A 12,759-nucleotide genomic window follows, 5' to 3' on the forward strand; every position below is an offset into this window, starting at 1 on the left:
AGGAGGGATTTGAGCTAAAAGTATGGCGGAAATGTTACAGACAGAGGTTTGGTTGTGTATTATGCCGGTTTTCAATTGTACTGTTTGGATAAATATAACAAAAACGACTGGGCGGCTGGATTCTGCCTTGCATTTTGATTTTCGTTGTGCAATAATTAAATCGGAATAGATATTCCAATAAAATATTTTGCGATCAAAAGGAGATGCAGTTATGGCGAGAGAAAAGCTCAGCGGGATCTATATTCCGGTCGTAACCCCCTTTCACAGGGATGAATCCATCAACTTCAGCGCCATTAAGGAGATCACCAGGTTTTTGGCGGACAACGGAGTCACCGGTATCATTCCCTCCGGCAGCACCGGGGAAATGATCGCATTGACCAAGGAAGAGCAGATCGCGGTCAACAAGGCGTATATCGAAGCCGGCCATGACAATGGGATCAAGGTGGTCGCATCCACCGGCGCCTATCGCACCTGCGACGTGGTGGAGTTATCCAAAGCGGCCGAGTCTGACGGAGCGGACGGCATTATGGCGGTCACGCCCTGGTACATGGGACCCAACGAGAAGGAGCTTCTGGTCCACTACAAAACGATCCACGATGCGATCAGCATCCCCGTGATGCTGTATCACAACCCCTACTATTCCACTGTGCTGATGAGCGACAAGTTCATGGCAAAGCTGTATCTGGAAGGCTGCATCGACGCGGTCAAGGAGCGCCAGGCCGACGTGTTCCGCCAGCAGGACCTGCGCCACCTCACGGACGACAACTTCGCGATCTTCTACGGCTACGACGTCTGTCCCGTGGAGACCCTGTGCTGCTGGACCGACGGCTGGGTGTGCGGCACCGGCAATCTGTTCCCCAAGGAGAACGCCGAGGTCTACAAGCTGGCGAAGGGGAAGAAGGTGGAGCAGGCCATGAAGGCGCACACCGAGCTGGTACGCCCCTACCTGCATCTGTTTTCCGAGCCGGATTCCAACGGCGACGTGCTCTGGCTCCAGATCATCAAGGAGGGCCTGAAGCTGCGGGGCATCGACGCGGGCTACTGCCGCAGGCCGGTGCTCTCCGAGCTGCCGGAGGAGACGCTCAAGCGCCTGAAGGACACCCTGAAGCATTACGGCTACCTGGACTGACGTACCATGACGCACGGCCTTGTTTCTAAGCGGCTCCGCTCAATAGCGGGAAATGAGGCCCGGCCTTAGGAAGGAGACATGGCGACATGAACCAAAAAACGTTTGACGTGATCGTGGCCGGCGGCGGCACCGCAGGCGCGATCGCGGGGCTGGCCGCCGCCAGGAACGGTGCCAGGACCCTGATCGTGGAAAAGAACCGGTGCTTGGGCGGGCAGTTTACAGCGGGTATGATGGGCGCGTGGGTCGGCTTCAGCGATAAACTGCACCGCTGTGTCGGCGGCATCGCCTGGGAGCTGCGCAACATCCTCAACGAGCTGGGCGCCGTTGTTGACGAGGACCCGGAAACGGATGTATGCTACCTGTATGATACGGAGGTCGCAAAGGTGGTCTTGGCCGACCTGGCGGCCCGGGAGCCCAATCTGACCACGTATCTCAACACGCAGATCGTGGACGTCCTGCAGGTGGGCGATACCCTGAGCGGACTGGTCATCCTGTCTGAAATGGAATTGATGGAGGTCCGTGCCGAGATGATCGTGGACTGCACGGGTGACGCAGCCGTGGCCGCGAAGGCCGGGGTCCCCTGTGAGATCCGTCCCAAGAAAGAGATTCAGCCCATGAGCCTGGTGGGGAAAATGTCCGGCGTGGATCTGGCGCGGGTCAAGGCGTATTATAAAGAGCATCCGCCCGTAAAAGATCACATGGTGGCCCCCTCGTGGCGGGAGTTCAAAACGTTCCCCGGCTTTATGCACTATGGCTTCATGGACATGCTGGAGGGCGTGGAGCTTCCGCCTCATTTGGAATATCTGCGCAGCTGGTTCGGCACCTTCATGTCCTCTCCCAACGAAGGCGAGATTACCATCAACTGCTCCGGTGCGATCGCCTCCCACAGCATCGAGGGCTTTGAGGAAAAAACCAGGCAGGAGAACTTTTCGCAAAAATGTCTGTACGATGTGGCCGAAGCGCTGAAACGGTATGTGCCGGGATTTGAAAACGCTTATCTCAGCGCCATATCCGGCTTCCTGGGCGTGCGGGAGAGCCGCAGGGTCCTCGGCGACTACAAGGTGACGATGGATGACTTCATGGCCGCACGGGACTTTGAGGACAGCATAGGACGTGGCGCCATGCCCGCCGGCTATCACACGGCGGACGGCGTGACCATGATCGTGTACAATCTGGAGCCCGGCAAGTCCATGACCATCCCTTATCGGTGCATGGTGGCCAAGGGCAAAGAGAATCTGCTGGTCGCGGGCCGCTGCGCCTCCTATGAGATCGAGGTGGCCAACTGCATTCGCTGTATGCCTCAGTGCATGGCCATGGGCGAGGCGGCCGGCACGGCCGCGGCGCTTGCTGTGAAACACAGCGTGACCGCCCGGAGAATCGACGTTGGGGAGCTTCAGAAAATTTTAAAGGACAACGGCGGCATCCTTTGATCCCGCAGTGTTTGTACCCTCTGGACAAAATTTGCATGAGACAGGAAAGGAGAACTACAATGACGAAGAAGCTCACATCCCTGCTGCTGGCCGTTGTTCTCGTGGCACTCACGCTGACCGCCTGCGGACCGGAGAGCGCCGATCCTCCTGTATCCGAAAAACCAGAAGACCTGTCTTCGGCGCAGACGCCGGACGCCTCCGCCGACAGCGCTTCCTATGAGGGACAAAACCTTGTGATCTGGACAAACCTGACCGCCGATGCGCAGTATGAGGTGCTCAACAAGCAGTTCAACGAGCTGGGGGCGGAGCTGGGTGTCACGGTCACGGTGGAGAAGGTCTCCTTCAATGAGATGTACGGAAAGCTTGCCACCGCGGTCTCTTCCGGCGATGTGCCCGACATCATGCACACCAACTTCGGCGGCACGGCGTACCTGTACGAAACCGAAAGCATCATGCCCATGGACGACGTTATCAACGACATTGGGGCCGGCGATTTTTCCGACGCGTATCTCAGGGTCCTCACCGGAAAGGACGGAAAGATCTACGGACTGCCCGACTGGGCCATGCATACCTCCGTATGGTACCGCAAGGACCTGTTTGCGGAGAAGAACCTGAAGGTACCCACCACTTGGGCGGAATTTTTAACCACCGCGGAGGCCCTCAACAGCGACGGGATGAAGGGCTTCAACGTGCCGTTGGACAGCGTGCAGGTCGCGGCACAGACCTTCTATGAGATGATGTGCTCCGCGGGGGTCTACTTTATCGATCCCGAGACCGGCGAGTACTGCTTCGATGAAGAGAAGGAAAAGGCCGTTGAGGTCATCGATTATCTGGTGGAGCTGTACCGGAAGGCATCTCCCGCCGGTTCCCTGGCATGGTCCTGGGGCGATTACCGCAACGCCCTGTCCGTAACGGGCACGGTGGCGATGTCGCTGGATATGGGCGCGGTTATCGGCAACGCCCAGAGCAACGCGCCGGAGATGGTGGAAAAGCTCGGCTGCTTTGATTTCCCCGGTGTGGATGGGAATAAGGCCGCGTCCTTCGGCTCCGGTTACTGCTTTGTGGCGGTACCCCAGACCGACGATGCCCGCAGCGCCCTGGTCCACGATTTCCTGACGGCGCTCTATACCCCGGAACGCGCGGCGGAGCGCGCGCTGTCCCGTCCGATGTTTGCCTTCCCGTCCTACAAGCCCGCCTTTGAGCGATACAGGGCCAGCGACAAGGTCGCGCTCTTTCAGGATGAGGTCAACTACATCCTGGACGCCTATGAAAACGGCGCCTGGTACTGGTACGGGATGGAGGCCGGTCTGAACGGCCTGTCCGCCTACATCGAATCCACGGGGATCTTCGGCGAGGCGCTTCAGGGCGCGTGCGACGGTACTTACACCGCAGAGCAGGCATACGACCTGATCAACGAAGATCTGATGAGTTATGAAAGCTAGACCGGTGCTCCGATGCAGCGGATGGAGAAAGAGCGTGGTGACCCCGCGCTCTTTCTCCCGCCGGCCGTTTTCCACGGAAGGCATCCAAGGCTTGCGCGTCGGGACGCGGATCGGACGCCGGAGCCCGCTGTATGGGGAGGGGAAGGAACGATGAGACGTGGACCGGCATTGAAAAGGAGCAGGCTTCTGGGAAGCTATGACAGAAGGCACAAACTGATCGGTCTGGCGTTTTCCCTCCCCGCCATTCTGTTTTTGATCCTGTTTGTGGTCTATCCGGTTTGCTACAACGTCTGGCTGAGCTTTACCAATACGTCGCTGATCAAAAAGACCAGCGAGTTTATCTGGCTGGACAATTATGTAAGGCTGTTTGACAATCAATTGTTCTGGAAGTACTTCTGGAATACCTGCAAATGGACCTTCTGGTCGGTGCTGGGGCAGCTTGCCCTGGGGCTGGGAATCGCGCTGCTGATCGCGCGGCCCATGAAGGGCGGCACTGCGCTCAGAAGCTTTTTGCTGATCCCCTACGTCGTGCCCGCCATCACGCTGGCCCTTGTTTCCAGGTGGATGCTCAACAACGAGTACGGCATCATCAGCCATTGGCTTCAGCAGGCGGGGTGGCTGCAGGAGGGACAGTCCCTGCTGGCCATGCAGGGCTCCGCCATGTGGGTGGTGGTCATCCTCAACATCTGGCGCTCCTACCCCTTTCCCATGCTGATCTACTGGGCGGCCCTCAAGGGGATCGATAAAGGAATCTATGAGGCGGCCAGCGTGGACGGAGCCACAAAGTGGCAATGTTTCTGCTATATTACGCTGCCGGAGCTGAAAAATACGACCATCGTTCTGGTGGTGCTGCGTACCATCTGGACCGCAACCTATTACGACCTGATCTATATGGTCACCGGCGGCGGGCCCACCGGATCCACCACCACGCTGCCGATCCTGATCTATCAGGCGTCCTTTGGAAAGTATCAGGTGGGATACGGCGCGGCGATCTCCATGGTGCTGGGAGTGCTGATGTTCGTCTGCATCATCTTTTATGTGACAAAATCCGGTGTTGCGGAAGACTGAAAGGAGAAGGGCTGCATGACAACGAACGTTCGGAAAAACAAGATCATCACAGGCGTTTTTGTCGCCGTTCTCATTGTCCTTCTCCTCGTCATGGTCGCGCTGCCGCTGCTGTGGATGGTCGTCAGTTCCTTCAAACCTGGAGAGGAACTTTTTACCATTCCTCCGGAGATACTGCCCCAAAAGTGGTCGCTGGAATGGTATATCCAGGCCTTCCAAAACAAGGCGGTGATCCATTACTGCGTCAACAGCCTGTATATCGCCTGCGTGGTCATGGTGATCGACATGATCGTGGGCTCCTTGACGGCATACAGTTTGACGCGCTTTCGATTCAGCGGCAGAAAGGCGATCCTGGTCAGTGTGCTGGCCGCCTACTGTGTGCCGCCCATCATGCTGATGCTGCCCCTTTACAAGATCATGAACGGCTTGGGGCTGTCGGGCAGCCATTTCGGCGTGATCATCGGACATCTGACCGTCACGCTTCCGTTTTCCGTGTGGCTGCTGGTGTCGTTTTTCAAAAAGCTGCCCAGGGAGATCGACGAGGCGGCGGTCATGGACGGCGCCAACGAGTGGCAGGTTTTTGCCAAGATCGATCTGCCCCTGTGCATCTCCGGCGTGCTCAGCACGGGGATCATGGCATTTATTATGTCATGGAACGAGTTTTTGCTCTCCAGCGTGCTGACCAATAAGGAGGAAATGAAAACGCTGACGGTGGGCCTGTCCAACTATATCAGTTCCACCCACATTGACTGGGGCATCATCATGGCGCTGGGGACGATCACCACCGTTCCGGTCGTGATCCTGTTTGCGCTGGTGCAGAAGTATTTTGTGGAAGGAATGACCGCCGGCGCCGTCAAGGGATGAGCGGGTCCGCTCCAGGCGCAATGAAAAAGCCGCCCGCCGGGCGGCTCCGCCAGCGGGGAATGCACATTGTGCGTTCCCCGCTACTTTTTGAAACGGCATCTTTTCTGCCGGTGCGTGCCGATGCCCAGCAGCCGGCGGAGCTCATCCGTGTCCTGGGGCGTACAGCCGCGGACCGGGGCCCCGGCCAGTATCCGAAGGAGGGCCAGGGGATTGGCGGCGAACAAAACGGCGCAGGCGGACAGGCGGCGCAGCAATGGTTTCATAGCAGCATCCCTCCGCCTCCAGTATAGGGGCGCAGGGATGCGGATCCGGTCGAAAAAGGGCGGAGGATCAGTTGAAGTAATCCTCCAGATCTGGCAATTCGGTCATGTGATCAATGGTGACGGTGCCGTCGTAGTAGGAAAGGCTCAGATAGAGCGTGCCGTCCGTGCCCCACCAGCCGTTCAGTTCCAGCATATCTGCCTCAGTAAACCCCAATTCATAGAAATCCTGAAAGGCGAAGCCGTCCTTCTTGAGCGCCTCTATGTAGGAGCGCATTTCTTCCCGGGTTGTTCCAGTGACCTGCGTACGGTAAGTCTCCACGGAGACGGCCGCGCCGCCTGGATAGGCGCGCAGGCCGCCGGGCCATCCGCCGGCCTTGGCCGAGGCGTCCTGATTCATCTGGTCCACCGCCTCCGGAAGACCGGCCAGGTCTCCCGTGCCGCTGCTGGAACCGTCTTCCGCTTCCGTTCCGGCGTGTCCGGAGAACACGCCCACGAGGCCGGAGAGGACGCCCGGAGTACCAGTACCACCCTGGTCTTCTGCAGCGCCTCCGCCCGCGGGCGATCCGCTCAGAAGCGCGCCTAATCCAAGGGACTGGGCTGCGCCCGCCGTGCCGCCGATGCCTTCGGCGCTCATTCTGCCGATGACGCCCCGAAAGGCGAAGCCGAGTACCAGGCTGAGCGCCAGGCCGATGACCGCCAGAATCAGACTGGCCCGGGCCAGATTTCGCTTCTGAAGCTTGCGGCAGCCGCCGCAGGCCCACACGATCATCAGGATCAGCCCCACCAGGGGGATGCACATCAGCAGCAGGATGCCGATGAATCCGCCGGTGGAAATGAGCTCATATCGGCTTCCGGGGGCGGGGCCGCCGCCGCTCCAGCCTTCTACGCTGTAAGCGGGCGGGGCCGCGGTATGGGTCTGCTGCCGGGGCGGCGTGTACTGCGGCGGCGGTGGGGAGGACGGCTCCGCCGGCGGGGAAACAGAAGGCGCCTGGTTTGAAGGCCCGGATTGCCGAAGCGGCTCTGCGCGCTCCGGCGCGGAGGATGCGGTATCCAGTAAAACCGGGCGGCCGCAGCCGGTACAGAAGCGGACGCCGTCCTTCAGCGCGGCGCCGCATTGGGGACAGTTGGGCATGGAACATCGCTCCTTTCCTGGACCGGAAGGTCAGTTCACTCGGGTATAGGCCGTGCCGTCGAAGATCAGGGTATCGCCCTGGAACGAATAGGCCACGCTGGTCGTTTCCTTGCCGCCCAGCCCGCCCAATAGCTTCTGTGTCAGTTCCAGCTCCGTATCGCTCTTGACCTTATATTCGATGGTGTACAGGACCTGCATGGCCGCAAAGGCCTCCTCGAGCTCTTCGTCATTGCCCTCGGCGCCGGCGGCGAAGAAGAAGGTGCCGTCCTGATCGAACCGGATCCCCCACCCGCAGGCGCTCCCTGCGTCGTCGGTGATCTCCCAGGTGCCGACCAGGGCTTTTTGATTGCCGCCTCCACAGCCGGCCGCGGACAGGGCCAGCAATACCGCCAGCGTCAGAGCGAACATACGCCGTTTCATTCGTCGTTCTCCTTTCTGTTTGGGGACGTAAAACGAAATTAACCCAGCTTCTCCACCATGCGCACCGCAATCAGCAGCGCCTGTTCCCGGGTGGCCTGGGCATAGCCTGCCGCCTGCTGGGCGGAGGTGACGGAGCGTGGCATGAATTTGCCGCCGCTGCCTTGGATGATACCGTTTGCGGCCATAAAGTATACGGAGTCCTTCGCCCAGCCGGAGATGTCGGCGTCGTCGGCAAAGGGCACGGGTTTGGCGTAGGCCAGACTGAAGTCGCCGTCGGCCTGGAGCGTCCACCCGGCCAGGGAAACCTTTTTGAATACTCTCGTCAGCATGGTTGCGGCCTGTTCACGGTTCAGCAGGGCGTTCGGCGCAAAGGTGGTGTCTGACGTGCCGTTGACCGCGCCGATGCGGTAGGCCTTCAAAACATCCGCGTCCTTTGTATCGCGGAAGGGGTTGTTGGCCGCGGGAATGGCCGCGCTGTTTGTCAATGCCTCATACGTCTTGACCGCCACGGCGGCAAACTCGGCGCGGGTAATGGGCGCCGTCAGATCCGTACCCTCCAGACACTCGGGGATCAGACCCAGTTCATCGGCCTGCCGGAGGTCGGCGGAGGCCCAAGAGGAGCCGCTGGCGGGCTTGGCGTTTTCATGGTCGGAATTGACCCAGTAGACGCCCACTACGCCGGTCTTCTTGTCCTTGGCGTAAAAAGCCACGCCGTCCTGGGCGTCGGAATGAAAGGTGACGACCCCGTTGGCGTCTATGGTGGCGGCGTCGTTGTAGGAGCTGGACCAGACGTAGTCGTCGGGACTCCTGGATACGCCGTTGTCGGCGGTGAGCGTCAGCACGTCCCCGGTCCCGGCAGTCTCTTTTCCGTTCTTCTCAGAGACATAGACCGTGCTGTATTGGTCGGTGGTTGTTACCAGACTGGCCGCGTCGTAGTAGGCGTCCACGTCACTCCCGACATACCAGACGGCCCACAGCACCACCCGGGCGGTCACGGCCCCGGCGGGAACAGAGGCGATGATGGTCTGCTGGTTCCAGTCCGGGTTGCGCTGCTCCTGGATATGGCCCTTGAGCGGCTTGCCGGAGGGATCCAGGAACTGAAGCTCCACCCGGCCCATGTCGTGGGGCGGCTGGTCGTAGTTGCAGACCATGACGCTGAAAACGACCGAATCGCCGGTCTTGGAGCCGGAGAGAGAGACGTCCTGATAGATGCAGGTGTTCTCCTGACTGGCCTGGAGGGGCCAGGCGAAATAACTGCCGTCCTGGGGGTCGTAGCCGCTTTCGCTTTCTGCAGTGCCCCATTTGCCGTCGGGTGAGGTCCAGCCGGCGAGGCCGTCTTCAAAGCTGGGGTTGGCAAGCAGATTGGCGCTGGTGGAGGCGGCCGCCGCAGGCAGCGGAGACAGCAGCAGAAAAAGCGTAAACAAAAGGGCGCCGAGCCGTTTTTTCATACAGGGACTTCCTTTCTGGAGCGAGTTAACGGAGCAATACGATGCCCCCCAATACGGGCAGGGGCTTTTGGAAGCCCTGGAGCGCATGGACGATCCCGGTGATGGCCAGCACCAGAAAAAAAAGGCCGAGGATGCCGTAGAGGTAACCGACCGCACGCCATAGCAGGCCGTAGGAAAGGACCCGCCAGAGAATATTAGAAAGGATGCTCACGAGGACCTCCGCCAGGAACAGCGTCAGGCCCTGCCCTGTGTGGAAGCGGACAAAGGGGTCGTCTTTTGCGGTGAACAGCGGGATGAGACACAGGATGCTCAGGTAGGACAGTACCCCCATCAGGGTGTTTTGGCCGGCGGCCGGAGCGGAGGCGGGCGCGCGGGGCGCGACGGGGCCGGAGTTGGCAGGCGCACCGCATTTGGGACAGAATCTTGCATGTTCTTCCATCTGCGTGCCGCAGATACCGCAGAATGCCATATGGGACTCCTCCTTATTACATGTGTTTGTAGTGACGCGGGGGTGCCGGGGAAGGATAAGAGCCGGAAGGGGAGGGGGGCCTCTGCTTCCGGCTCTTATCTTAGCGGGCGTCGGTTCGTTTGTAATCATCCCAGGGATGATGCGGGCCGGGAAACAGGGGTGATTTTTGGGGTGATTTTGCCCGGCAGGGATCCCCGGCGAGGAGTGAAAGGCGGGCGCCTCACGACGGAGGCGGGAAGCGTCCCGGGAGGGCGCCTGTGCGGCGTGCCGGGATATAGAACAGCGCCCGCCGGGACCGGCGGGCGCTGGCAGTCAAGCCGCAGAAAACATGGTATGCCAGAACTGCCGGTCCAGCGAAAGCAGGTAGGAGACGGCGCGTATAAGCTCGGCAGGGGGCATATGGATATAATTGAAAAAATGGTTATCCCTTTTAGTCAGCCAGGGCCAAGACCTGAAAATAGGACAGTTGAGCTGATAAAATGAAGGCATGATGACGGGAAAGCGGGGAAAAGAGTCATGCCGAGGCAAAAGGGATTGTCGCTGTACGAGCTTCAGAAGAGATTTGCCACAGAAGAGCAGTGCCGGGATTACTTGGAACAGAAGCGGTGGCCGAACGGCTTTCAGTGTCCGAAGTGCGGTGGCAATAAGCATTATCGACTCTCTAACTGGATGATCCAGTGCGGCACCTGCCGCCACCAGACTTCCGTTACCGCCGGCACGGTCATGCACCGCAGCCATCTTCCTCTGACGAAATGGTTTCTGACCATGTATTTCATGTCCCAGGACAAGCGCGGGATCTCCGCCGTCCGGCTCAGCCAGGTCATCGGCATCACTTACAAGGCGGCATGGTATCTCTTGGCTCGGCTCAGAAGGGCCATGGGACAGCGGGACGATACCCATATCCTCGGTGGGACGGTTGAGTTTGACGACGCCTTCTTCGGTGGCCCGACCAAGGGCAAGAAGCGCGGCCGGGGAACTGAAAAAGCAAAGGTTTTCGTGGCGCTGTCTTTGACTGACAAGGGCCATCCCCAGTATCTCAAGATGAAGCCTACGGACAATATTAAGCAAGCCTCTGTGAAACGGTTTGCCCAGACCAGCATCGAAAAGGGCAGCACCATTCTCAGTGATGGCTACCGCAGCTATAGTCCGGCTCTGGCGGGGTATGACCACCGACCCAAAGCCTATGCTCCTGACAGCGGGATGCTCCGCTGGCTGCACATCATGATCGGCAACGCCAAGGCTTTTATTCTGGGTACCTACCACGGGCTGCCGCAGAAGTATCTGGGCGATTATCTCAATGAGTATTGCTTCCGGTTTAGCCGGCGTAACTTTGGGGCCCATTTGCTTGACCGTTTGGCCATTGCTGTTTCTAATTCCTCGTTGGCTTACTCAAAGGGATAACCATAATTGAAAAAACGTACCATCTCAGCTACGATGGCCCTATTGGATGAGATGCCCTTTAAAATCCGTTTGTTGCATTCCGGAGTACCCCAGGATATTCCGTAAAAGAGATGGCATTGACCGGACTCGGAGGGAAGAATGTGGGGGAAGATTCTATATCTCGCTCTCATTGTACTTGCTACCTCTTTCCATTCTTATTGGCGGGGCTTGTGCGATCAAAACCCGATCCGCTCGTTGGACGTCCGCTCGCCTTCGTCCGCTTGCCTCAATGCGGATTTTGCTCGCTGGCAGGCTGTGCAGCGCTTTTCAAAAGCCGAACGGCAGCCGGTAAGGCAGACAGACGGCAAAGGCGGGCAGCCGGCAGCGCGGGAGGACAACAAAGCCGGCGGGTATTTGGCCCCGGGAAGCCGTGCTGCCCTTTGTCCGATCCAGGTACACAGGTATTATATAGAAAGTGCTTCGGCAAAGAAATGCAATTTGCTTACAAAATGAGAGGACGGCAACTGTATAAGGTTTACAAACATTGTAAAAAGTTTGTAAAAAATTCCTTTGAGAAGCGGGTTGGCGTTTTGCTTGCAGGCCGAACTGAAACACTAAAAAAATTTTCTATTTTCTCTTGACAAATGGACAGGTTTTGTTATAATAAATCCTGCGCCTGCGATGGCGGGCACAGATAGCGGGATTGTGTAAGGGTAGCACAGCAGACTCTGACTCTGTATGTGAGGGTTCGAATCCTTCTCCCGCTGCCAAGCAAAAAGCCCTGGAACTGCACGGTTCCAGGGCTTTTTGCCGTCCTTTAGAAAATTGTGCTTTCGGTGGGGCCGGGATAGGAATGTGCTCATGACCAGGCCCTGGGAAGGGCGGCTTCGCCTGCCGGCGCTTAACCGATGAACATCTGCGTCCAGTAGTGGCCTGAGGAAACATACCCCACGCCGATCTGGGTGAAGGCGGCATTCAAAATGTTGGCGCGGTGTCCGCTGGAGTTCATCCAGGCGTCTACCACCGCCTGCGGCGTACGCTGGCCATACGCGATGTTTTCCCCCGCCGTGCGGTAGGACAGGCCAAACGCGCGGATCATCTGAAAGGGTGTGCCGTAAGTAGGACTCGTATGCGAAAAATAGCGGTTGTCCACCATGTCCTGCGACTTATACCGGGCAATGCGGGAGAGCTCCCAGTTGGCGGTAAGGGCAGATAAGCCGTTCTGCCGGCGGATTTCGTTGACCAGACGGATCACTTCCGACTCATAGGCGGCGACAGAGCTGTCAAGCGTTGGGATGGTCAGGCTCTGACCGGGATAAATGAGGTCCGGGTTCGAGACCTGCGGATTTGCATCGATGATCTCACGGGTACCGACCTGATATTGAACGGCCAGCTTCCACATGGTATCGCCGCGCACCACGGTATGGGACAGGGCGGACGCGCTGGTAGCCAGGGCGGAAACCGCAAGTGCGGCGGCGGCGGCGCGGAAGATTTGTTTTTTCATATAGAGACACCTCCTGCTAAAAGGGTAACAGTGGGAGGCGTGGAAATCAATGCAAAAATGTTGGAAAACGAATCCCGGGCGGGCGTTTTGCAGACTTGCAGCGGCGGATATACGGATGACAGGATACGGCCGCTGACGGTCTGCCGAAAAAGACCTTTGGGCAGTTTCCGCAAGCTGAGCGGCGCGGCGGGAGCGTATCCCGCTCCCGCCGCG

13 protein-coding genes and 1 tRNA gene are annotated in these 12,759 nt (G+C 58.8%); 7 read left to right on the forward strand and 7 right to left on the reverse strand.

Going from position 1 to position 12,759, the window contains the following annotated elements; translation table 11 throughout:
- Positions 1-211: 211 nt before the first annotated feature.
- The 5 genes from NE547_RS15705 (at position 212) to NE547_RS15725 (ending at position 5,930) form a co-directional block, all read left to right on the forward strand.
- Entirely contained in the window at positions 212-1,129 is a 918-nt protein-coding gene (locus NE547_RS15705) for a dihydrodipicolinate synthase family protein (RefSeq protein ID WP_186907249.1), read from the forward strand.
- Between the two features lie 86 nt (positions 1,130-1,215).
- Positions 1,216-2,559, forward strand: a complete 1,344-nt coding sequence (locus NE547_RS15710; RefSeq protein ID WP_256176391.1) for an FAD-dependent oxidoreductase — start codon at positions 1,216-1,218, stop codon at positions 2,557-2,559.
- Between the two features lie 59 nt (positions 2,560-2,618).
- Complete coding sequence (locus tag NE547_RS15715) at positions 2,619-4,001, forward strand: ABC transporter substrate-binding protein (protein WP_186907251.1); 1,383 nt, start codon at positions 2,619-2,621, stop codon at positions 3,999-4,001.
- A 150-nt stretch (positions 4,002-4,151) separates the two neighbouring features.
- A complete protein-coding gene (locus tag NE547_RS15720; protein WP_186907252.1) occupies positions 4,152-5,069 on the forward strand; it encodes a carbohydrate ABC transporter permease in 918 nt (305 codons plus the stop codon).
- A 15-nt stretch (positions 5,070-5,084) separates the two neighbouring features.
- Positions 5,085-5,930 carry a carbohydrate ABC transporter permease gene (locus NE547_RS15725; protein ID WP_186907253.1) on the forward strand — a complete coding sequence of 282 codons (846 nt, stop codon included), beginning with the start codon at positions 5,085-5,087 and terminating at the stop codon, positions 5,928-5,930.
- A gap of 80 nt (positions 5,931-6,010) precedes the next feature.
- On the opposite strand, the gene NE547_RS15730 is transcribed toward NE547_RS15725, so the two are convergent.
- From NE547_RS15730 to NE547_RS15750, 5 genes are all read right to left on the reverse strand, one after another.
- The gene (locus NE547_RS15730; RefSeq protein ID WP_186907254.1) at positions 6,011-6,193 is read right to left on the reverse strand and encodes a hypothetical protein; all 183 of its coding nucleotides are present in this window, start codon (positions 6,191-6,193) and stop codon (positions 6,011-6,013) included.
- 67 nt (positions 6,194-6,260) lie between these two features.
- Complete coding sequence (locus tag NE547_RS15735; protein WP_256176392.1) at positions 6,261-7,325, reverse strand: zinc-ribbon domain-containing protein; 1,065 nt, start codon at positions 7,323-7,325, stop codon at positions 6,261-6,263.
- A 30-nt stretch (positions 7,326-7,355) separates the two neighbouring features.
- Positions 7,356-7,745: a hypothetical protein gene (locus tag NE547_RS15740; RefSeq protein WP_256176393.1), complete on the reverse strand. Its 390-nt coding sequence runs from the start codon at positions 7,743-7,745 to the stop codon at positions 7,356-7,358.
- A 38-nt stretch (positions 7,746-7,783) separates the two neighbouring features.
- On the reverse strand, positions 7,784-9,193 hold the full coding sequence (locus NE547_RS15745) for an S-layer homology domain-containing protein (RefSeq protein ID WP_256176394.1): 1,410 nt from the start codon (positions 9,191-9,193) through the stop codon (positions 7,784-7,786).
- Positions 9,194-9,218: 25 nt separating this feature from the next.
- Complete coding sequence (locus tag NE547_RS15750; protein ID WP_256176395.1) at positions 9,219-9,662, reverse strand: zinc-ribbon domain-containing protein; 444 nt, start codon at positions 9,660-9,662, stop codon at positions 9,219-9,221.
- A gap of 516 nt (positions 9,663-10,178) precedes the next feature.
- Between NE547_RS15750 and NE547_RS15755 the strand changes: the two genes are divergently transcribed.
- Together NE547_RS15755 and NE547_RS15760 are read left to right on the forward strand one after the other, a co-directional pair.
- Positions 10,179-11,063, forward strand: coding sequence for an IS1595 family transposase (locus tag NE547_RS15755; protein WP_256176396.1), 885 nt, complete (start codon positions 10,179-10,181; stop codon positions 11,061-11,063).
- A gap of 675 nt (positions 11,064-11,738) precedes the next feature.
- Positions 11,739-11,812 (forward strand) — tRNA-Gln (locus NE547_RS15760).
- A 131-nt stretch (positions 11,813-11,943) separates the two neighbouring features.
- Here the strand turns inward: NE547_RS15760 and safA are convergent.
- Positions 11,944-12,546, reverse strand: a complete 603-nt coding sequence (gene safA / locus NE547_RS15765; RefSeq protein ID WP_186907259.1) for a SafA/ExsA family spore coat assembly protein — start codon at positions 12,544-12,546, stop codon at positions 11,944-11,946.
- Positions 12,543-12,759: hypothetical protein (locus NE547_RS15770; RefSeq protein WP_256176397.1), on the reverse strand; the 217-nt coding region annotated here is incomplete at its 5' end. The genes safA and NE547_RS15770, both read right to left, overlap by 4 nt.

It is taken from the genome of Flavonifractor sp. DFI.6.63, from assembly GCF_024462255.1.
GTDB classification, from domain to species: domain Bacteria; phylum Bacillota; class Clostridia; order Oscillospirales; family Oscillospiraceae; genus Lawsonibacter_A; species Lawsonibacter_A hominis.